Consider the following 21,588-nt stretch of genomic DNA (forward strand, 5'->3'; position numbering starts at 1 on the left):
GTTCCTCTGCAAATGTCAACGCTTTCTCTCACGTTTTTTTCATTTTTTGATAAACTTTGCAACTATTGTGCCAGACCTTCGTGGATTTTTGTCAAATTCCATTTCATCATGCCATAATAAGTCGCCTCATCACCGGACTTTGCCACCGAATCGGTATAGATTTTTTCATAGATTGGTTTGTCAGTTTCTTTGGACAAACGCTCCATACTTCGCGGATCCACACTTGTTTCTAAAAACAAAACAGGGACCTTTGAGGCGTGGATTGTGTCGATAATGGCGGTCATTTGTTCGGGTGTACCTTGACTCTCGGTATTGATTTCCCAGATATAGGCTGCCTTTAAATCATAGGCTTTCGCAAAATATTTGAAGGCTCCTTCACTGGTCACCAGCAACCGTTTAGCCTCAGGAATATCTTGAAAAGCTGATTTTCCCTCTTGGTCCAAAGCTGCTAATTTGTCCGTATATGCTTGCGCATTTTTTTCATAGTCTGCGGCATGCTCAGGGTCTTTTTCAGCTAAAACCGCTTGAATATTCGCAACATACTTGATGCCATTTTGAATATCCAACCAGGCATGCGGGTCTTCTTGATCTTGATTACCAGAAGTTAGATATTGAGGGGTAACCCCTTTACTAACCGCAAAATAACCTTCATTTTCTTTTTTGTCAGCTGTTTCCATTAGCTTTTGGAACCAACCATTCCCTGTCTCTAAATTTAGGCCGTTGTAAAAAACTACCGTGGCATCCGTAGCCTTTGCCATATCTTCTGGTAGCGGTTCGTATTCATGAGGGTCCACCCCTACTGGCACGATACTGTGGATTTCCACATGTTCTCCACCGACTTCCTTGACCATATCGGCAATAATCGAGTTCGTGGCTACTACGGATACCTTTTCACTTTCTGTCGCTTGACTGCCACAAGCACTTAACACTAAAATACCTGCTAGTGCCACGAGCCATTTAAATCCCTTCATCTTGTTTCCTCCCTTGAAATAGAATTCCTTTTTTTGGTGAAAATAGCAAAGCTAGTATGAAAAAGGCGGCACAGGTCAAGACGATTGTCGCGCCTGACGCCAAATTGTAACTGTAGCTAAAGAATAAGCCAATCACAGCACTTAACATGCCAAAAAGTGAAGCTAAGCCAATCATAGTGGGTAGATGATCTGTTAGCTGAAAGGCCGTCGCCGCTGGTGTCACCAACATGGCAATGACTAAAATCGTCCCAACGGTTTGTAAAGAGGATACTGCCACCAACGTCAAAAGAAACATCAAAGCATAATGGAGCCAACCTACTTTTAAGCCATATGCTTGGGCCATCACTGGATCGAAAGAAGAAACCACCAACTCTTTATAGAAGAGTGCTACAAAACCGATTACTACAACGCCGACACCTAGCGTCAGAAACATATCACTATCCCGCACCGCTAGCACATTTCCAAAAAGAATATGATACAAATCGGTGGCACTTTGGGCAAAGCCAATCAAAATAATCCCTAGCGCGAAAAAGGTACTGAAGATGATGCCAATCGCCGTATCATTTTTTAATTTGGTGCGACGACTGACAAACCCAATCAAAGCTGCCGCTAAAATGCCAAAGAAAGACGCACCAATCACATAGCTGCCGCCTAACATATAAGAAACGGCTACCCCTGGTAATACAGCGTGAGAAATCGCATCCCCCATCAAACTCATACCTCGTAAAATAATGAAAGAGCCAATCACACCTGCAATCAAACCTACCAAGACGGCTGTGATCAAGGCATTTTGTAAAAACTGGTAACGGGTCAACCCGTCAATAAAGTTGCTGATCATGAGACCCCTCCTGCAATAAAGATGCCAGCATCGCCATAAGCCTGCCGCATATTTTCTTCAATAAAGACTGACGCTACTGGGCCAGCGGCAATCAAGCGTCGATTTAATATCAACAATTCATCAAAATAACTAGTCACTTTGTGCAAATCATGATGAACGATCAAAATTGTTTTGCCTTCGTCGCGTAATGTTTGTAGTAAGGTCACGATGACCGCTTCACTAACAGCATCGATGCCCACAAAGGGCTCATCCAGCAAAATAACATCCGCCTGTTGAGCTAAGGCACGGGCAATAAAAATTCGTTGCAATTGCCCCCCTGATAATTCACCGATTTGTTGCGTTTTAAATTCAGTCATCCCCACTTTTTCTAGTGCTGCTAAGGCTAACTGTTTTTCCTTTTTGCCTGGACGTTTAAACAGCCCCAAGTGTGGATACGTCCCCAACAGAACTGTTTCAAACACGTTGATGGGGAAGCTTAGGTCTAAGGCACTCCGTTGTTCCACATAGGCAATTTCTTTCCGGCTCTGTGCCAGTGGTGCCTCTCCCACAAATACTTCGCCCGTGTGGGGTATCAGCCCCATCATGGCTTTTAAAAAGGTTGATTTCCCTGCCCCATTTGGTCCAATAATTCCGGTAATTTTACCAGCAGCAACCGTAGTTGTCACATCATCTAAAGCTAAGCGCCGACCATAATGAGCGCTGAGATGTTGTATCGTAATCGTCATAAAAACCCCTTCTTTTAATTATCCTTTATTATATTTTTAGGCTAACCTAAAAATATTACTTGGTTGTATTGTAACGATAAATCTAAAAAAAGGCAACAAAAAAATCCTTCTTGATTTTGCAATCAAGAAGGATCACGCCATGCCATTAGGGCAACTGCAATAGGGATTACCAGTAACGAGGCACTGGCAATCGTCAGCGCAGATAAAATTTCTTCCGCAAAAACTTTTGAATTGAATAATTCTTGCAGCGAATAGTCTAAATCGTAAAACCAAAAAAATAAAGCAAGGCCACTACCCAAAAAGGCAAATAGCAAGGTGTTAACAGTAGTACCTAAAATATCTTGACCAATCCTAAGCCCCGCCGCAAAAAGCTCTTTGGGGGCTAAATGCTTCTGTTCTTTGATCTCCGCTAAAGACGAAGTGATAGAAATTGCGGCATCCGTCACAGCCCCCATCATTCCCATCAAAAGTACGGCCACGCCTAACTGACGATAGGAGAGACCGACAGCCAAATTCATCTGTTCTAATTCCAACAGCTCTTCTTCGGCAAATCCCATGATGTCCGCTCCTTGAACGAGCCACACGAGTCCTAATAACAGCAGCATCGTTAAGCAAGTCGCCCAAAAAGCATAGACAGTCTTAGTAGAAGTCCCATTGGTGAAAAACAAATTGACCAGCGCCATCAAAAGGCAAGCCGCAAAGGTCACCAAGTAAATTGGCAAGCCCCAATTGATGCTAAGGACCGCTATCAAGAATAAGCCAATATTCAAGGTCAACGACAAAAACGCATAACTGCCGTTACTGCCGCCAATCGCGATCATCAAAACGGCTAATAGTAAAAACAACCAGAGCCAAACTGTCATAATTTCACCCGCTTTCGCCAGAAAAAGCTCGTTAATAGGAGCGTAACAGGAATTGTCAAAACGATTCCTAAAGCCCCGACCAACGCCCGTGTCAATTCTAAAGAAAGGTGCAGCTGAATCGTGGTGAAGAATTGCCAGCCATTACGCAAATAGAGCAGTAAAATTGGTAATGAACTACTGATATACGCTAGTAGCAGTACATTCGCCATGGTTCCCATGACATCTTTGCCCACATTACGCCCTACGGTGAGCATCTGTTTTGCCGAAAGTTCTTGCTTGGCTGCTTCAAACATCGCCGCCACGACAGTCATGGCGACATCCATGGCCGCGCCTAAGGTCCCAATCAAAAGACTCGCCAAAAAAATCGTGCGGTAAGGCCGCGTTAAAAATTGCATTTCTTCATAACGCAGTCCTTGATCATTCGTCAAGGTCATGATCAGCCAGGTAACACCAAAGGCTAAAAAGGTACTGCTAAGCGTTGCCACCACTGCAATCCAGGTTTTTCGGTTCCACCCATTCAAAAGGAGCATGGTCAAAAGAGTATAGAGACAACATACACCAAAAGTTAGTGGCAATAGCGGCACCGTCCGTAGTTGGTCATAACTGACTACAAAACCATAGGTTACTAGTAAGTTGCCGCCTAGACTTAACAAAGCGGAGGCTCCTTTTTGGCGTCCTAACAAGAGGACCAGCAACGCAAACAGAAAAATCACCAGCCAAATCGTTTTTTCCCGTTGCACCCCTTGATATTGCCAGCCTGTTTTGATTTGTTTTAATAGAATTCGCTGACCGACGCGCAACCGTGGCTGAGTTGCTTCACCTGCCACCCACTCGATGACGATTGGTTCTGAGGTACGATTCGTCATGACCTCTTGCGTATGCTCCTTTTGTGTCACTTGGGTGATTTCGGCTACCGTATCTGTGTTTTGACTTTTCTGCCAAAGAAAACCAGCCACTAATAAGACCAGACAGCCAATTATCGCGAGATTTTTTTTCAAAGAGATCCCTCATTTCCTTTTCAGTGTAGCGAACCAACCGGCACTTTGTCCACCTCCACTAAAAGACAGGTGACAAATCACTCGTTTGTTGAGAAAATAAAATAAATCCTTATTTACGGAGGTTATCATGAATTTTTTACGCCATTTGGCTACTTTGGAAAATTTAACGGCCAGTGAAAAAACGCTGGTCCGTTATATTCAACAGCATCCCCACGAAGTATTGGAAGCAAAGCCACAGACGCTGGCAGCCGCCGCCTATGTCTCAGTGGCAACTGTTTATCGTTTGATTAATAAGCTTTCCTTAAATGGTTTAGGTGAATTAAAAGTAGAATTAGCCTCTTCTCTCCAAGGTCCAGTCACAGGCCCAGCGGATATTGATTTTCCGATTTCGCCAGCCGATGGACCACAAGAAATCTTACACAATCTCCAAGGAATCTACGAGCGGACTATTGAGGAAACCTTACAGTATGCTGATGAGGAGACGCTGCAAACCGTTTGCCAGCTTATGCAGCAAGCACAGGTCATTGATGTTTACGCGGCAGCCGGCAATCTCTTTTTCGCCGAAAATTTTAAATTTCAGATGCAGGAATTAGGCGTATTAGTGAATGTCCCTGCCGAAGATTATCAACAGCGCTTATCTGCTGCCAATAGTGACAACGGACATTTCGCCATTGTAGTTTCCTTCGGGGGCCGGGGGGCTTCCACTCGTGCCGTAATGGAAATCCTTCATGAAAATCAGGTTCCTAATGTGTTGCTGACTTCTATTCATGAGAATCCCTTATCGGCTTTAGCCCAGCACCAACTCTATTTGGCTTCCGTTGAAGATCACTATCAGAAAATGTCTTCTTTTTCGACCCGTCAAAGCCTTTTGATGCTCTTTGATACTCTTTACGCTCTCTATTTTTCCCGTGATTACGAGAAAAATCGGCAGTTCAAATTAACCAACTACCGCAAAATCAATCAGCAGTTGCAATAATTTTCTCAAAAAAGCCTCCCAGCGACAGCGCTTTAAAAAATTTTTTTCAATGTGCTACGACTGACTCCTTTTTTCTGCGTCCACCTCGTATACTTAAAAGGAAGGAGTGAAGTATGATGATCAAAGCAATCGTCTTAGATATTGATGGAACCTTGACTAACGATGACAAAGAAATTAGTTTAGCAACCCGCAAAGCCCTCTTAGCGGCCCAAGATATTGGTGTCAAAGTAATTCTCGCCTCAGGTCGCCCCACTACGGGGATGTTGCGCTACGCTGACCAGCTGGAATTACCGCAGCACCATGGTTTATTAGTTTCTTATAATGGCGCCAAGGTGACCGATTGTACCACCAAAGAAGAATTATTCAGCCAGACCCTTTCGGTAGCAGAAGGAAAAGCCGTGCTGACCCATCTGCAAAATTTTGATCTTAAAATCATGATTGACAAGGACGACTATCTTTATGTTCATAATGTCTATGACAATCTTGTCCACTATGACGATAAAAGTATCAATATTATTGAATATGAAGCCCGCGGCGGCAACTATAAGTTATGCGAAATCGATCAGTTAGCCGATTTTCTCGATTTCCCACTTCACAAGATTTTAACAGCCGGTGATGCGGATTACTTAGCGCAGCACGCCGAGGCCATGGCGGCGCCTTTTGTTGGCAAGCTCAATTCTGCTTTTACCGCACCTTTTTACTATGAATTTACCGCCCAAGGCATTGATAAAGCCAAAGCATTAGATACGGTGCTGACTCCTTTAGGCATTCGGCCTGAAGAAGTGATTGCCTTTGGCGATGGTCATAATGATCGAACCATGCTGGCCTATGCGGGAACTGGCGTGGCGATGGCAAATGCTGTACCTGAATTGAAAGCGATGGCCGACCATATTACCCTATCCAATAATGAGGACGGCATTGCCCACCATCTGCAACAACTGGTTCACTAGAAAGGACGACCTTTTATGTCCCCTGCCTTAACGCTCGCCTTAGCGAGCCTAACCTTTTTTGGTATTTTACTACTGATGAGCGTTCTATTGAAAATCACAGGGGGGACGTTTTTGGGCCTTCCCATTACAGTTGATGGACCCCGAAAAAGAAAAAGAGCTAGGAAAAAGGCTCTATGTATTGATTCGCAAAATAGCACCCTTGCCGTTTCTCTTTTTCTTAGTATTGTTTTTCTATTTAATGCTACGCTAAAAAGACCGTTCACCTAGTTTCCCTAGGAAACCCAAGTGAACGGTCTTCTTCTTTTTAATTAAATAATCTTGGATCGGTAAAGTCAGTTATGATTAAATCCGGCAGTCCGCTAGCAGCTAATTCCCGTCGGTTGCCAGCCGTTTCAATCGCAATAATTTTGGCTGGGTTGGCGTTTTTAGCAGCCTCCAGACCTAAATGAGAATCCTCGAAAATCACCATTTCATTAGGATTGCCCCCTAATCTACGGGCTGCCTCTAAAAAGAGGTCTGGCGCTGGCTTACCTGGTAAAGTGCCATCACCATAAACTACTTGCTCATAATCAAACCAGCGAGCGAGCTCAAAAAGTTCAAAGTAGAAATCTACATTGAACTTGCCCGAGGCAGTCGCAATTGTAAAGGGAATTCCTTGCTCCTTTAAATAATCAAAAAAAGCCGTGGCCCCTTTGGTCAGCTGCGGTTTGCCCTTTTGTGCCACAATTTTTTGATATACTTTTTCCTTTTCCACCGACAGCCTTTCCGCCTCTTCACTACTTAGAGGGCGGTTCAGTAGCCGTGCTAAAATCACTGCATTGGTCCGGCCATGTATCTCCCGAAATTCTTCATCGGTCAATTCCCGTCCCAATAAATCCTTGGCAAATTCGCGCCAAGCTTGTTCGTGATATGGCGTATCCTGGTAAAGAGTGCCATTGAAATCAAATACCACTATCATGCTAAACTTCCTCCAAACTCTCCTCAGCCGCCCCAACCACAATAATGAATAAAGGCGATACTGACACTGCAGGCACCAATAAATAAAACACTTAAGAGAATCCCTAAGCGATAGGCTCTCCGCGAAAGTACTTCTTGTCTACTTTCATAACTGATTGAGCCTAATCCAATTAAAATCAAGCCAATCAAAATGATTTCTGCCATTTTCAGCGTCCCACCTTTTTCAAAGCAGTCCGGACCGCCAGCGTCCCACAAACAATCATCATGATATTTTGGATTGTTTTATCCTCAATTTCTAGTTCATAAGAAAACGGCTTGGCCTTTACATTCAATTTCACTTTTTATTCCAACTTTCCTCGTTTTAATCTGCTTCTATCATACACTATTAGACAATTTTAATCTTCTTTTTCGCGAAAAAATTTTACAGAATATTCTCTGTTTAAATCCTTCATTCAAAAAGTCCTATAAACTGCTTAAAAAAGGCATTTTCACTCATTTTTCAGATACGTAAAACTACAACCTTTTATGAAAAATAAACCGTTAACAAAAAAACTTTTTTTATTTTTTTCTAATCTATCGCTTGTTCTTTTCAACGATTATCGGTATACTGTCCCTGTAAATCACAAAATTCGGAAGGAGGGATTACCATGAACACAGCTATTACAACACAACTAAAAAAATCTAAAATCCCTTTTTCGTTAACAAGTTAGCGCAGATTGTCTAAAGCGGTCTATTTTTCGACTCTACAACTCTGTCCTTGGAAAAGGGCGGAGTTTTTTTGTGCACATTTTTCATTCAGCGAGGAGTTTTTATTCATGAAATACATTTTAAAACAATTGACCAGCTACTTTAAAGAACACAAGCTGCGCTACACCACCGTCTTTGTCTTTATGGTGATTTCCAGTGCTATGTATGTAGCACCCATCTATATTTTACGTTTATTTGTGGATGCGATTATTCAAGATCATTTTTCCATGGCGATTTTGACGCGCTATGTCTTGCTTTTTGCCGGTGCCATTATTCTAGGCTACCTGACGGAATTTATCTGGACCTTTTTCTTATTCATCGGTTCCTATGATTTGCAAAAACAATTACGGGAACAACTAATGAGCCATTTTCTCAAAATGGGGGCACCCTTTTATCAGCGATTTCGGACGGGGGATTTAATGACCCGCTCCAGTGATGATGTTCAAGTCATGGGCATGACAGTGGGCTACGGTCTGATGGTCTTTCTCAACACCAGCCTTTACCTAAGCTTTATCGTCTTAATGATGGCGGTGACCGTTTCTTGGCAGTTGACCTTAGTAGCCCTTTTACCCATGCCGATTTTAGCCTACTACATTTTCAAATGGGGCTCACAGGTGGACAAAGCGTTTACCGAGGCGCAAAATGCGGTCTCTGAAATGAACAGCGAGGTGCTGGAAATCGTCGATGGGATTCGCGTTGTGCGGGCCTTTGGCTTGGAGGATGAGACTACGCGCCAATTTGAGGCAAAAACCACCGAAACAAAGGGGAAAAATGACCAGGTTTCTGAAATCGACTCCCGTTTTGGGCCGTTGATTACCATGATTTTAGCCATCAGTTTTGTCCTAAGCTTTGGCTTAGGTGCCTTTTTCGTTGCTTCCCAACGCATCACGATTGGGGCCATGGTCTCCTTCCAAGTCTACTTGACGATGGTGGTCTGGCCAATGATTTCAGCGGGTGATTTGGTAAATGTCATGCAGCAGGGTGCTGCTTCTTGGCGCCGGATCAATGAAGTCCTGCAAACGGGCGACAGCCTGGAGGCTGATGGTACGCTACCTTTGACAAGCATTGAGACCGTCACATTTGCTGACTTTTCTTTTCACTATCCACAGGCCGAGCGCGAAGCCTTACAGAACATCAACCTCACCTTAAACAAAGGGGAAGTGTTGGGGGTTGTGGGGAAAACCGGTAGTGGCAAAACCACCTTGTTACGGCAGTTTGGCCATCGCTATCCTTATTCTGCACAAGCACCATTGATCAATGATCAGTCACTTCTTCAGTATCAAACAGCGCAAGTTCGGCAAAAATTTGCCGAAGTTCCGCAGGAGCATACCCTATTTTCCCGGACAATCCGTGAGAATCTGCTTTTTGGGGATGCTAAGGCTACGGATGACGCCTTGTGGCAAAGCTTGGAAATGGCTCGTTTTGCGGAAGACGTACGCCGCATGCCAGCTGGCTTGGAAACCCTCGTTGGTGAAAAGGGTGTTTCTCTTTCTGGTGGCCAAAAGCAGCGTCTTTCCTTAGCCAGAGCTTTTCTGCGTAATAGCGAGATCTTGCTGCTAGACGATGCACTGTCGGCGGTGGACGCCAAAACCGAGCAGGAAATCATCGCCAACCTCAAGCAATTGACCGAACACACCGCCTTGATCGTGACCCACCGCTTATCCGCCATCACTGAGGCCGATCAAATCATCGTTTTAGAAGACGGTCAGGTGATCCAGCGGGGGACTCATCAGGAGCTAATTCAAGTCCCTGGCTGGTACCAAGAACAATACCATCATCAACAGATAAAGGAGGATGTCCTTGATGTTCTCAACGATTAAACGTTTATTAACGTATTTACGTTATTATAAAAAAATCTTTCTACTAGGAGCCGTTCTGCTCGTTCTAGCCGCAGGGTTTGAGCTATACTCCCCCATGGTGGCAAAACAGCTGATTGACCGAGTCATGACGCCGGCCGTCAGTAGTGGCGAGCTGAATACACTGCTACTAGTCCAGCTCTTAGCCCTTTACCTCTTACTAAACTTGATTGGCTCACTCTTCCGCTATATCAGCCTATTGAACCTGCGGAAGATGTCCAACAGCATCGTGAAAAAGATGCGGGATCAACTATTTCAGCATATGCACATGTTACCTGTCTCATTTTTTGACAGTCTGCCTTCTGGCAAGATTGTCGCTCGGATCACCAATGACACTGAAGTCTTACGCTCTAATTTTTATGTGAGTGTTATCAGCAATCTCTTAAGCAACCTGATTCAAATCGTCGGTGCCTTCATTGCCATCTTTTTCTTAAACACGACCTTAGGCTTGGTCATGCTTTTACTGATTCCAATCTTAGGGCTGTGGCAACATTTTTACACCAAGTATGCCTCTGTCTATAACTTAGCGATGCGGGAATATATTTCGCAAATCAGTGGACAACTAAATGAGTTTGTTCAAGGAATGCCCATCATTCAAGCCTTTCAGCGGGAAGATCAGCTCCTGCAGGAATTCAGCGAGACTGTCAAAAAGTGGTTTAAGATGGGGCGGAAGTATTTACTATTAGACTCCGCTATTGCTTGGGGCCTAGGTAATCTCTTACGAAACTCGACGATTCTACTGTTATTAACGACTTTATCATGGTTCTTTTTAGACGGACGACTGGCCATTTCTGCCGGACTGCTTTATGCCTTTATCGACTATATCAATCGGCTTTATGACCCAATTGACGGTCTGGTGCAAACCATTACCAACGTGCAGCAATCCTTAGCCGCGGGTAAGCGAATCTTTGATTTTGCTGATGAACCGATTGAATCACAGCAAAGTGCGCCTTTAACCGTGGCGGCCGGAAATGTCCGCTTTCAGCATATTTCCTTCGGCTATACACCGGAGCAGCGAGTTTTGCATGACATTGACTTTCAAGTACCCGCTGGCGAAACCTTAGCCTTGGTGGGGCATACTGGTTCTGGCAAATCCAGCATTTTGAATCTGCTCTTCCGTTACTATGACCCACAAGAAGGACAAATCATCATTGATGACCAGGTGATTGAAGCCGTTGATCGGCGCAGCCTACGAAAATCAATGGCGATTGTCATGCAGGACCCTTATTTGTTTACTGGTACGATTGCCAGTAATGTCGGCATGAACGATCCGCAAATCACCGAAGAAATGATTGTGACGGCTTTGGAACAAGTGGGAGCGGGCTATCTACTGACCCGTTATCCTAAAGGAATCCATCATCCGGTGGTAGAAAAAGGCCGTGAATTTTCCAGTGGTGAACGGCAGCTCATTAGCTTTGCCCGCGCGTTGGTCTTCAATCCTAAAATCTTGATTTTGGATGAAGCCACGAGTCATGTTGATACTGAAACTGAAACCATCATTCAAAAAGCCATGCAAGTCTTGCAAGAAGGTCGGACCACCTTTATGATTGCCCATCGCCTTTCCACGATTCAAAAAGCCGACCAAATTCTCGTATTAGATCAAGGACGCATCGTGGAACGCGGCAATCATCACTCGCTTTTACAAATGGAAGGAATCTATCATCAAATGTATCAAATGCAGTCCGAGCAACTGTAAACTTTCAGAAGGAGGACCTCCCTTTGCGTGAGTATTATCGCCAATTACGCCAGCCCCTGATTTTTATGGAAGGATTTCTATTTACTGTGTTATTCATTCTCTTTTTAGGTCGGCACCTCTATATTGCCGTCGTGGGAATTGTCCTATTTTTATTACTAGGGTTACTTTTGACCCCTCTTTTTCAATGGCTCACTACACAAAAATTTCCCGCAGGCAAAATAGACCACGACTTGCGGGAAAATATGTTTTTGATTTTGGTGACACCCTTGAACCTGTTGCTGCTTTTGTTGCTATGACAGAGAGTCAAAACAGCTTTTTTTCAGCATTTTCGGTATCATAAAGATACAACTATAAGGAGGCGCAATTCATGAAGTATACATTAACTGAAAACACGGTCTTTCCCCTAGTGGAAGTCGCTTTGCAAAAAGGGGAAGAGATCCAGTTAGAACCTGGTGCTATGGTCTATCATAATGGCGAAGTCGAATTGGAAGGACGCATGAACAGCAATGGTCAAAGCGGCATCGGCGGTGCTTTACGGGCCTTAGGGCGTTCCTTGAGCAGTGGTGAAAGCTTCTTTATCTCCACCGCAAAAGGCCTGACAGATACCGCAAAAATCGCTTTGGCTCCTAGTACGCCTGGTGCCATCAAGGAATTAAATGTAGGCGCGGAACAATGGCGACTCAACACAGGCGCTTTTCTCGCTTGTGATCCTTCTGTTCGTTACAATATGGAACGCCAAAAACTTAGTGGCGCCTTCTTTGGCGGAACCGGCGGACTGTTCGTGATGCAAACTACCGGCAGCGGCACCCTCTTAGTCAATAGCTATGGCGATCTATTAGAATTAACCGTTGGTGACAAAGAAATGGTGATTGACAACCAGCATGTAGTGGCTTGGTCGACTTCCTTGGATTATCATATCGAAGTTGCCTCTGGTACCTTTGGCTTTAAAACTGGTGAAGGTTTAGTCAACCGTTTTTCAGGCAATGGTAAAGTTTGGATTCAGACTCGGAATGTACAAGCCTTGGCTGGGGTGATCGACCCTTTTATCACTAAGAGCAGCAGCTCCGACTAAATCAAACAGCGCAAGACCGCCGTTAAGGGTCTTGCGCTGTTTTTTTAGGTACTTTTAAGCCGTTATTTCGTCAAGCGCCGTAGAGAAACCAACGGCACATCATTGACGGTATTTAAGGAGTAAGACTCCAATAGATTGACATTTTGGCGGTAACGACTCGCTTGGAGCGGCGTGATCCGCGCATCCACTTCATATTCGTCAATCAGCTTCCGTTCCAAGTAATAGCCTCGCAATACTTCTTTCGTGTAATCTTGGTCCTGTTGGGCAAACAGAGCTTGCACAAACAGGCCATTATTGATTTGTTCATCCATCGCTTTCCGGTCTTCCAGTAGAAAATCGATGATCATGGGATCATAAACATCCCGTAAGTTTTCATAACTTTGTAAAACGACTTGGGTGTTGCGATGAAACAAGGTGGCAATCTCTTGATAGGTAGAATCCTTATCTACTTGCGGCCGCTTCTTTTCAAAGATCCGCTTTGGATGTAGCACCAGTCCTAAGAGCCGGCGCACAAAGACAATCCAAAAGCCGATGATGGATAAGAGTTGCTTGGTAATGGACCGTTCAAACCGCTGGATGATTCGTTGATAGATTTGATAGCCTACGTCAGAAATCGCCCCGCTTTCGTAAGCTTTATCCAGACCATCGCGTTCAATGGCTACCATCAACAGTTGCAATTCTTGGACTTCTTTGCGGCCGGAGATGGTTAAACGCTCCGAATAGACCTCTCGAATCCGGTCACGATAATTCTCAGCCACCGACTCTGCCGAAAGGCGATTCGTTTCATCAGCCTCCCGTTGTAAGGTGACGGCCACTTCCTCTAAAATATGAATTTCTTCTATCTGCAAAGGCTCCGGCTCTTCCGCTTCACTTAGTAAAGGCAAGACAATGATCCCAACGAGGAGTGTCCCTAAAATGACGCCTGCGGTAATAAACAACAGCAAGGAACGACCCACAAAGGTTTCTCCATGCAAAGTCAAAGGCAGAATAAAGACGGTTGCCAAACTGACTGTTCCTTTAACACCCCCGAAGGTTAACAGTAAAATCTCACGTAAATTGCCAATGCGATGATTTTTAAAGAAATAATACAAAATCACCGCTAGGAAGCGGACGGCAAATAAAACGGCGGTGACAATCAAAATCACCAGCAATAGCCAACCATTGGAGTATTCCGTGCTTTCCCAAATTGGTTGAAAAACTTGTGAGATTTCGATGCCTAAAAATAAAAAGACCAGGGCATTCAAGGTAAAGGTCACGGTATCCCACGTCGTCGTGGAAACAGTCGCTAGTTGGGCGTCAAAAAGCGTCGTTTTCTTGATTTGCGCCGCCTGCATGACGCCTGCTAGAACAGCTGCGATGATCCCCGAGACATGAAACAGCTCTGCTAATAAATACGCCATAAAGGGCAGCAATAGTTCCAATAATAAATAGCCGGTGACATCTCGAGCTGAGGCTTTTTCAATCCAAGAGACCACCTTCCGTTTCACCAGTACCAAGAGCCAGCCCACTAGGCCGCCACCAATACTGGAAATCACCAGTGTGCCCGCTGCATTTGACCAAGAGAAAGCGCCCGTAGTCAAGGCGGCTAGCGCAAATTGAAAGGCCGTGACACCTGATGCATCATTTAACAGCCCTTCTCCCTCTAAAATATGGGTCACGTGTTTAGGTAAACGAATCCGGCTAGACAAGGAGCCCACCGCAACTGCGTCGGTGGGTCCCAAGGCTGCACCAAAAGCGTAATAAGCTGCCAGCGGTAAGCCCGGTAGCAGCCACCGCAAAACACTCCCCACTGCAAATAGCGTCAAGAAGACACCAATAAAGGCTAAAAATAAAATCACGGAAAAGTGCTTTAAAATCGAGCGAACATCGGCTTTTTCCCCTTCACGGAACAGCAGCGGCGCAATAATCATGACCAAAAAAATCTCTGGTTCAAAGGTAATCTGGGCCCCAATACTGGTGAGCCCCATCAAGACCCCCAAAAGGATTTGAATCAGTGGCAAAGGAATTGCTGGCATCAAGCGATTAAACACATTTGATAAAGTAATCGCTAAGGTAAATAAGATAAGCAGCAGGACGATGGACATCTAATCCCCCCGATCAATATGAGACAGCATTTGGAAAAACTGTTCCTTTTTTTGTAAAATACGTGCTTCAATCTGACGCATTTGCTTTTCATCAGCCCCAAAGCTTAATTGAGCTCGTTTCGCTTCTAAGCGTAACAGCTCTTGTTTTAAACGTTCCGAGCGGAAACTCAGCCAACGATCTTGTTGAACCTTTTGTAATAAGCGGCGCCGGGTCTCTGGATCCATTTGATCATAGCGTGCCCGTAGCGCCTTTAATTTTTCTTCAAAGTCAGTCATTTTTCTTCCTCCATGATGATCTCCACAGATGATAGACCTTTCCTAGCGATTATGCAACCCAAATAACGGAACTAGCGGGCTGTTTTCTATGATAAAAAGACTGTAACGCCGTACGTTACAGTCTTAAAACTAGCGACCCCGTCCAGCAAAGAAGGAGAACACCGCGATACAGATTACTGCGCCTAGCAGTGAATTAATAATAGCAAAACCACCAATGACGGGTCCGATAGTTGGTAAAAGCGCTGTTCCAACCCAACTACCTAGAAAGCCAACAATAATATTGCCGACGATTCCGCCAGGTACATTTCGTCCCACAATGGCGCCCGCAATCGCTCCTAAAACGCCCCCAACAATCAGTGACCAAATAAAACTAAGCATCTTCATTCCTCCTCTCACTTATAAGGGTACCTCCTCACAAAAAAACTGACAAATAATATGATTTTTTGACCAAAAACAATCCTGATTCTACTAGGGATTTTGGTTGTACTTCTGATGAACCGTGATACAATATAGTAAAAGTTACTTATATTATTATTATGAAGCAACGAGAAAGGATGAATCAAATGCCATCATTTGCTTCAAAAACGGCTGAAAAACATTACTATGAACGCGAAGCCTCCGAAAAGGAGTTTTTAGAGTGGTATGCCCAACAGGAATTACCGGTCTATGAAAAACCTTCATTAACGGTGGATATCGTCATCATGTGCTATAACAAAGAAGAGGACCAGTTAAAAACACTGCTGATCAAACGAAAGACCCACCCTTTCCGTAACTCATGGGCCTTACCTGGCGGTTTTGTCCATTCAGACGAATCCACTGGCTTAAGCGTAATCCGTGAAACCAAAGAGGAGACGGGCGTGACCATCTCCAGTCGCAATATTGAGCAGCTGCATACCTTCAGTACCCCTAATCGCGATCCCCGCGGCTGGGTGGTAACTGTCAGTTATCTCTCTTTTATTGGTGAAGAATCCTTGCGGGCTGGTGATGACGCCAAAGAAGTCCGTTGGTTCAACATGGAGCGTCATGGTGAGCAACTAAAGCTAACCAACGATGAGGTCACCATCCAACTTAATCTCAACACTAGCGAATCAACCGGTCCTGATACCTTGGCTTTTGACCATAGCGAGATCATCGTCAAAGCCTTCAACCGGGTTACCAATAAAATGGAACATGAGCCAAAAGTCCTGCAAGTTTTAGGAGCTGATTTTACCATCACTGAAGCCCGCAAAGTCTTTGCCAAGTTCTCTGGTGTGGATTATCGTTCCATTGACCACTCTAATTTCAAAAAAGCGATGCTGCAATACTTTGAAGAAATCGGCGAGCGACCAGTCGGAATTGGCCGGCCTTCTAAAATCTATCGTTTGAAGGAATCCGTGGGCGAAGAAATGTAACCAGAGCTCCCACTGCCACACGCACTAAAAAACTTAAAAAGTTCCGACCTATAACGAAGGTTGGAACTTTTTTTTGCGAAGTAAAGTGCAAATTTTTGCCAAAAAAATGGATAAGGTATATGCTATTTATCGTCAACGGGATGTGGCTCAGCTTGGTAGAGCGCTTGCTTCGGGAGTAAGAGGTCGCAGGTTCAAATCCTGTCATCCCGATTTTAAAAAAATATCCGTCAAGGTGTCTGTCTTTTTTTCAATAGGCAAACAAATAGAGTTAATCTTATAAAACTATTTCGTAAAACGTCAAAAGTGGCTCCAGCAACTGGAGCCACTTTTTTTATGCTTCTTTTGCTAACAACAAGCAGCCAATCACACCGCTTTTATTAGGTAGACCCCAGCGAACGATATATTCACTAGCTTCAGGTGTTTCCATGTAGCCGGCCATTTGTTCCACAAATTGCTGACGAATTTTGTGTAATAAATGGTCTTGATTCATGACCCCGCCCCCCAACACAATGACCTCTGGCGCCAAAGTCAGCGTATAGTTCATTAAAGCTTGCGCGATATAGTAGGCTTGCAACTCCCAGATTGGATGGTCCTGAGGCAATTCCTGTCCTTTAATGCCGGTACGTGCCTCCAAAGATGGACCGGCAGCCAAACCTTCTAAGCAATCCTTATGGTAAGGACAAGTCCCTACATAGGTATCCTCTGTTGCCCGTTTGACGCGAATATGGCCCATTTCAGGATGGGAAATGCCAGAGAAGATTTCGCCGTTAATCACCACGCCACCCCCAATACCCGTGCCAACAGTCAGATAGATACAACTGTCTTTGCCTTGGGCCGCCCCTTGTTTTAATTCACCATAAGCGGCTGCGTTGACATCTGTTGTCCATGCAATTGGGATATTATAGTGGGCCTTCATATTTCCTAAGAAGTCGTACTCAGACCAGCCTGGCTTCGGGGTTGCCAAGACATAGCCATAAGAATCTTTTTTAGGATCGATGCCGATGGGACCGAAAGAGCCAATCCCCATCGCCGTCAATTCATATTGATCAAAGAACTGAAAAACATCTGCCAAGGTTTCCGCCGGAGTCCGGGTGGGAATCGAGACGCTGTCAATGATTTTCAAGGTATCGTCTGCGACAGCACAAACAAATTTCGTGCCGCCCGCTTCAATTGCTCCGTACATGCTTACGCCTCCTTCAGACCAATCGTTTTAATCTCATAAGGTCGCAAGGTCGTCGTCACGTCTCCTTGTTCCTCCTCAAGTAAATTCAGCAAGGTTTCTTCATAACCTGGTTTAGTGACCGCAAAATCTGTTTCTTGGTCCGTCAGATTATAGCCTCGCAAGACAAAGCCCGCTCCTGTTTCACTGCGCTTGTAAGCTGTCACTGCAAATAACGGACTATCAATGTTGACCATTTGCCCACTGCTTGGTAAGGTACCAGCGTGGTTGGCGATTGGTGCCGTCATAAAGGGTACTTGCGCCGCTTGTGCTTGTTTATACGTTTCGTAGCGCTCTGCCGGTGCGCCATGCAAGGTGATGCCATACTCAAAGGTATGTTCGCCTAAACATTGTGCTTCTGGTGTTGGGAAGTAGCCCCAGTCTCCTAACTCCCCCACGCCTCTTAATAAAGTCAAAGCGATGGTTTCACCCACAATCTCATATTCATTCAAGCCAAAATTGCTTACAGTAACGCCAAAGTTTTCATCATGCAGATTGACAAACGCATGCTGGTGCTGCGGATTTGTTGGGTTTTCCCAATGAGCTGCCGGCTGATTAGGGCGTGTCACAACTTCATAAATACTGTCGGCTTCATGCGTCGCTACTGCTAACGTTGTGGGGAACAAGGCCCGCAGACGATGGTCTTTGATTTGATTATCCACTGTCGTTTTAAAGGAAACTTGTGGTGAAAAACGATCTAAGCGAATCACTGTTTTGATTGTGTAAGGAACTAAATCAGCTGAACGTTGCGCTTTGCGGTAACGGAAATCCACTACTGCTTGTTGCTCCTGTGCCAACAATTCATCCGCTGAGCGTGGCAACATCAAGGTTTGGCTCAAGACCACTTCCCCTTCGCTAGCCGTATTACGGATTACTTCCACAGTATGTGGAAAAGCCGTGGATAAGATGGCTTGGTCACCTTCAGGCTGTTTAAAGATATACTCATTGGCGATATCGCCGACATCTTCAAAAACTAAGAGATCAGACAACGTTTTACCCAACTTTTTATCGGTTAATTCCAGACTGCCGTTTTCGGTAATCATCACTTTAACCTGTTCATTTTCCAACTGGCGGCCCTCTGCTGAAACGATCAATTCCGCTTGCTGTGGTGCTTCACCAGCAACTAAAGCAAAGCTTTCCCAACCAAAAGCTGCTAATTCTGCTACTTCTAAGCGGATGGTGACGTAGCGCTCCATATAAGGAATTCGGAAGGCCTCTTTAGGTAAATCATAGTGGAAACGAACTTGTTCTGAGCTGATGGTTGCCGGAATCACTTGACCATCTTTATCGATGACATGATAGCTACCTTGAGGTTTTTCCGCCAACTCTTGGTATAACTTACTAGGTATACCCTCTTTAAATTCCTTGCGTTCTAAGGAAACTAGGACTTCCGCGATGCCGGCTTTAGCAGTGCCCACTGTATTAAAAACGACAAAAGGTTGACTATCCGTTGGGAAAGCAGTCGTATCCATCGCCGCTGTGATTTGTGCCAAGGCTTCATCTGCCACATATTTGCCAACTTCATACGCTTTTTCAAAGCGCGGCATCATTTCCCGATGGACTTCATCTACGGAACAACCGCAAATACTGTCGTGAGGATGGTTTTGCATCAAGGTCTTCCACGCATAAGTCAGTTGATCGTGAGGATAGGCTCCCGTCACCTCAGACGCTAGGGCCGCTAATGGCTCTGCAATATTTTCTAATTGACGAGAAGCTTTCGTGTTCCATTGCTTCAAATAGACCCGGGCAGAGGCCGTATTGGCTAAGGTAAACCAGCCGTCCGTCTCTTGAGAAGTCAGCTCGCCTGTCACCGTTCCTAAATCTTCCGGTAGATCCGCACGCACGGCCGCAAGATAGTCAGGGAAATTGGAGTGAATGAATTCATAATCTGGGAATAGTTCATTGGCTACGCGAATGGCTTCTGTGATATCTTTTTGTACTGGTTGGTGGTCCACACCGTTCATCATTAAGTAATGAGAAGTAGAGGCGTATTTTTCCACATCAGCTAATTTTTGTGTCCAAAATTCTTGCGCGGCTTTTCGGTCGGTAGGAATCTCGTTCCCGTTAGAATACCAGTTAGCAAACAGCAAGCCAAAAATCTCACTACCATCCGGACCTTGCCAATTCATTTCTGAATATTGTGAAGTGTATTGATCATCTGCCAACACCTCGTTATCAAAGCCAATTGGTTTCACGCCCCGACCATAAGCCGCCGCATCCAAACCAGCTTGTAACATCATCTGAGGTGTTTGCCCCATATTCCCAAAGGTATCTGGGAAGTAGCCTAATTTGACAGGCGCCCCCCATTTCTCGGTTTCCGCTTTGCCCACTAGCATATTACGCGTATTAGATTCCGAACTGATCAAAAAATCATCCTGCAGAATATAAAATGGACCAATGCGTAGTTTTCCAGCCGTAATCGCCTTTTGGACAGCTGCTTTGCGCTCAGGTCGTACTTGTAAATAATCATCTAAAATAATCGTTTGACCGTCTAAATGAAAGCTATCAAATGCCGGATCTGTTTCAAACAAATCCAAGAGATCATCCATTAATTCCACTAAACGCATGTGGTGCTGTTCGTACGGCATGTACCATTCACGATCCCAGTGACTGTGGGAAACGATATAAACTTTTTTCATTTTGGCAGCTCCTTTATTTTTCAACTCGGATATCAAAATAATCCATGACTAATTCACAAAACATCATATTGGCCCAAGAGAACCATTCTCGCGTATATTGACTTGGATCATCAACATTGAAGCCTTCATGCATCAAGTGTGTCCCGGCGTCCGTTGCAACTAACTGATCTAAAATGCGTTCTTTTTCCTGTTTATCTGGCGTAGTCATACCTTCCATTGCCATCGCAATCGGCCACACATAATTTTCTGGTGTATGAGAAGAACCGATACCACGGGCGTAGCTGCCTTCATAGAAATAAGGGTTTTCTTTACTTAGTAAGGTCTGACGCGTCCGCAAGTAGCGCGCCTCTTGATTGTCGCCATAGCCTAAATAAGGAGCCGAAATCAAATTCGGTACATTGCTATCATCCATGATAGACGCATTACCCAGTCCGTCCACCTCATAGGCATAAATATCTTCACCCGCTTGGTTCACCGTACGACCATGGGCTTCAATTCCAGCTTGGATCGCTGCTTTCAGTTCGCCGGCCACCTTCACGATAGCCGCGTCCGTCAAAGGTCCTTGGAAGATTTCCTCTAAGTAACCCAAAACAACGACCGCAAACATATTAGATGGGACTAAGTAACCATAACGACAAGCATCATCACTTGGTCTAAAGCCAGACCAGGTCATACCAGTTGGCGCGATGGCCGTGCCTTTTCCGTCATTTGGCAACGTATCTTCAAGTCGTGTAGTATCCCGTTCAAATTGATACGGCGAGTTGCGGTGATCTTGTTCGGTTTGGAAGACCTCAAGAATTTTTTGAACCCCCGTGACAAAGTCTTCATTAAATTGGCTAGTCTTACCAGTATTTTTATATAGTAGATAAGCTAATTGCACTGGATAGCAAAGTGAGTCGATTTCATATTTTCGTTCCCAAATCCAATCGTTCATGACCGTGTGGTCGGTTTGATGCCCCGCACCATTAGCCGCTTCATTAAAAGCATTGGCGTATGGATCTAAATTGATATAGAAGAATTGTTTCCGAACCAAGCCGGCAATCATTTCAGCTAAATCCTCATCTTGCTTAGCTACTACGATATAGGGACGCACTTGCGCGGTTGAATCTCTCAGCCACATTGCTGGGATATCACCTGTTAGTAAAAAGGTGGTGCCATCTTCATGACGCTTGACTGTCGTCAAAAGCGTATTGGCAAAGGCCGCATTAAAGTTTTCAGCCCATCCTTGATGTGCCTCGCCACATTTTGCGGTAATCTCCTGCATAAATTTTTCTACTGAACTTGGTATATTCTTATAAACCATTTTTTGGTTCCCCTCTCTTAAATGATA

Annotated in this window: 21 protein-coding genes and 1 tRNA gene; 8 read left to right on the plus strand and 14 right to left on the minus strand. The window is 44.7% G+C overall.

Going from position 1 to position 21,588, the window contains the following annotated elements; translation table 11 throughout:
• Positions 1-62 precede the first annotated feature (62 nt).
• The 5 genes from efaA to ECA01S_RS09660 all read right to left on the minus strand — a co-directional run bounded on the left by efaA (position 63) and on the right by ECA01S_RS09660 (position 4,395).
• Positions 63-971, minus strand: a complete 909-nt coding sequence (gene efaA, locus ECA01S_RS09640; protein WP_067394614.1) for an Mn/Fe ABC transporter substrate-binding lipoprotein EfaA — start codon at positions 969-971, stop codon at positions 63-65.
• Positions 958-1,809 carry a metal ABC transporter permease gene (locus tag ECA01S_RS09645; protein WP_067394618.1) on the minus strand — a complete coding sequence of 284 codons (852 nt, stop codon included), beginning with the start codon at positions 1,807-1,809 and terminating at the stop codon, positions 958-960. Before ECA01S_RS09645 ends, efaA begins: the two co-directional genes overlap by 14 nt.
• Positions 1,806-2,534, minus strand: a complete 729-nt coding sequence (locus tag ECA01S_RS09650; protein WP_082703288.1) for a metal ABC transporter ATP-binding protein — start codon at positions 2,532-2,534, stop codon at positions 1,806-1,808. The genes ECA01S_RS09645 and ECA01S_RS09650 overlap by 4 nt, the downstream gene beginning before the upstream one ends.
• A gap of 122 nt (positions 2,535-2,656) precedes the next feature.
• Positions 2,657-3,397 carry a YibE/F family protein gene (locus tag ECA01S_RS09655; protein ID WP_067394621.1) on the minus strand — a complete coding sequence of 247 codons (741 nt, stop codon included), beginning with the start codon at positions 3,395-3,397 and terminating at the stop codon, positions 2,657-2,659.
• Positions 3,394-4,395 (minus strand): YibE/F family protein, encoded by a 1,002-nt coding sequence (locus ECA01S_RS09660; RefSeq protein ID WP_067394625.1) that lies wholly within the window; start codon positions 4,393-4,395, stop codon positions 3,394-3,396. Before ECA01S_RS09660 ends, ECA01S_RS09655 begins: the two co-directional genes overlap by 4 nt.
• A 127-nt stretch (positions 4,396-4,522) precedes the next feature.
• Here ECA01S_RS09660 and ECA01S_RS09665 point away from each other — a divergent pair, with 127 nt between their 5' ends.
• Positions 4,523-5,371: a MurR/RpiR family transcriptional regulator gene (locus ECA01S_RS09665; protein WP_067394629.1), complete on the plus strand. Its 849-nt coding sequence runs from the start codon at positions 4,523-4,525 to the stop codon at positions 5,369-5,371.
• 113 nt (positions 5,372-5,484) lie between these two features.
• Positions 5,485-6,321 carry a Cof-type HAD-IIB family hydrolase gene (locus ECA01S_RS09670; protein WP_067394632.1) on the plus strand — a complete coding sequence of 279 codons (837 nt, stop codon included), beginning with the start codon at positions 5,485-5,487 and terminating at the stop codon, positions 6,319-6,321.
• 304 nt (positions 6,322-6,625) lie between these two features.
• Here ECA01S_RS09670 and ECA01S_RS09680 read toward each other — a convergent pair whose 3' ends face one another.
• Genes ECA01S_RS09680 through ECA01S_RS14725 form a run of 3 tightly spaced genes read right to left on the minus strand, consistent with a single transcriptional unit; the run spans position 6,626 to position 7,616 of the window.
• The gene (locus ECA01S_RS09680) at positions 6,626-7,279 is read right to left on the minus strand and encodes an HAD family hydrolase (protein ID WP_067394637.1); all 654 of its coding nucleotides are present in this window, start codon (positions 7,277-7,279) and stop codon (positions 6,626-6,628) included.
• A 23-nt stretch (positions 7,280-7,302) separates the two neighbouring features.
• Positions 7,303-7,482, minus strand: a complete 180-nt coding sequence (locus ECA01S_RS09685; protein ID WP_067394639.1) for a hypothetical protein — start codon at positions 7,480-7,482, stop codon at positions 7,303-7,305.
• Positions 7,483-7,484: 2 nt separating this feature from the next.
• The gene (locus tag ECA01S_RS14725) at positions 7,485-7,616 is read right to left on the minus strand and encodes a hypothetical protein (RefSeq protein WP_281176659.1); all 132 of its coding nucleotides are present in this window, start codon (positions 7,614-7,616) and stop codon (positions 7,485-7,487) included.
• A 477-nt stretch (positions 7,617-8,093) separates the two neighbouring features.
• On the opposite strand from ECA01S_RS14725, the gene ECA01S_RS09690 reads away from it, so the two are divergent.
• The 4 genes from ECA01S_RS09690 (at position 8,094) to ECA01S_RS09705 (ending at position 12,649) form a co-directional block, all read left to right on the plus strand.
• Positions 8,094-9,845: an ABC transporter ATP-binding protein gene (locus ECA01S_RS09690; protein WP_067394642.1), complete on the plus strand. Its 1,752-nt coding sequence runs from the start codon at positions 8,094-8,096 to the stop codon at positions 9,843-9,845.
• On the plus strand, positions 9,829-11,577 hold the full coding sequence (locus tag ECA01S_RS09695) for an ABC transporter ATP-binding protein (RefSeq protein ID WP_067394645.1): 1,749 nt from the start codon (positions 9,829-9,831) through the stop codon (positions 11,575-11,577). Before ECA01S_RS09690 ends, ECA01S_RS09695 begins: the two co-directional genes overlap by 17 nt.
• 23 nt (positions 11,578-11,600) lie before the next feature.
• The gene (locus tag ECA01S_RS09700; RefSeq protein WP_067394648.1) at positions 11,601-11,873 is read left to right on the plus strand and encodes a hypothetical protein; all 273 of its coding nucleotides are present in this window, start codon (positions 11,601-11,603) and stop codon (positions 11,871-11,873) included.
• A gap of 71 nt (positions 11,874-11,944) precedes the next feature.
• Positions 11,945-12,649: a TIGR00266 family protein gene (locus ECA01S_RS09705; RefSeq protein WP_067394651.1), complete on the plus strand. Its 705-nt coding sequence runs from the start codon at positions 11,945-11,947 to the stop codon at positions 12,647-12,649.
• 62 nt (positions 12,650-12,711) lie between these two features.
• Here the strand turns inward: ECA01S_RS09705 and ECA01S_RS09710 are convergent, their stop codons facing one another.
• The 3 genes from ECA01S_RS09710 to ECA01S_RS09720 form a co-directional block, all read right to left on the minus strand.
• On the minus strand, positions 12,712-14,733 hold the full coding sequence (locus ECA01S_RS09710; RefSeq protein WP_067394654.1) for a cation:proton antiporter: 2,022 nt from the start codon (positions 14,731-14,733) through the stop codon (positions 12,712-12,714).
• Entirely contained in the window at positions 14,734-15,009 is a 276-nt protein-coding gene (locus tag ECA01S_RS09715; protein ID WP_067394657.1) for a hypothetical protein, read from the minus strand.
• 129 nt (positions 15,010-15,138) lie between these two features.
• Complete coding sequence (locus tag ECA01S_RS09720) at positions 15,139-15,387, minus strand: GlsB/YeaQ/YmgE family stress response membrane protein (RefSeq protein WP_067394660.1); 249 nt, start codon at positions 15,385-15,387, stop codon at positions 15,139-15,141.
• A 185-nt stretch (positions 15,388-15,572) separates the two neighbouring features.
• Between ECA01S_RS09720 and ECA01S_RS09725 the strand changes: the two genes are divergently transcribed.
• Positions 15,573-16,400 (plus strand): NUDIX domain-containing protein, encoded by an 828-nt coding sequence (locus tag ECA01S_RS09725; RefSeq protein ID WP_067394663.1) that lies wholly within the window; start codon positions 15,573-15,575, stop codon positions 16,398-16,400.
• A gap of 136 nt (positions 16,401-16,536) precedes the next feature.
• A tRNA-Pro gene (locus ECA01S_RS09730) sits at positions 16,537-16,610 on the plus strand.
• A 121-nt stretch (positions 16,611-16,731) separates the two neighbouring features.
• On the opposite strand, the gene ECA01S_RS09735 is transcribed toward ECA01S_RS09730, so the two are convergent.
• From ECA01S_RS09735 to ECA01S_RS09745, 3 genes are read right to left on the minus strand one after another with little or no spacing between them, the layout of a single operon-like run.
• A complete protein-coding gene (locus ECA01S_RS09735; RefSeq protein ID WP_067394665.1) occupies positions 16,732-17,583 on the minus strand; it encodes an ROK family protein in 852 nt (283 codons plus the stop codon).
• Positions 17,584-17,585: 2 nt separating this feature from the next.
• Positions 17,586-20,258 carry an alpha-mannosidase gene (locus tag ECA01S_RS09740; protein WP_067394667.1) on the minus strand — a complete coding sequence of 891 codons (2,673 nt, stop codon included), beginning with the start codon at positions 20,256-20,258 and terminating at the stop codon, positions 17,586-17,588.
• Between the two features lie 13 nt (positions 20,259-20,271).
• A complete protein-coding gene (locus ECA01S_RS09745) occupies positions 20,272-21,561 on the minus strand; it encodes a glycoside hydrolase family 125 protein (protein ID WP_067394668.1) in 1,290 nt (429 codons plus the stop codon).
• Between the last annotated feature and the right edge of the window lie 27 nt (positions 21,562-21,588).

The organism is Enterococcus canis NBRC 100695 (genome assembly GCF_001544375.1).
In the GTDB taxonomy this organism is placed as follows: domain Bacteria; phylum Bacillota; class Bacilli; order Lactobacillales; family Enterococcaceae; genus Enterococcus_H; species Enterococcus_H canis.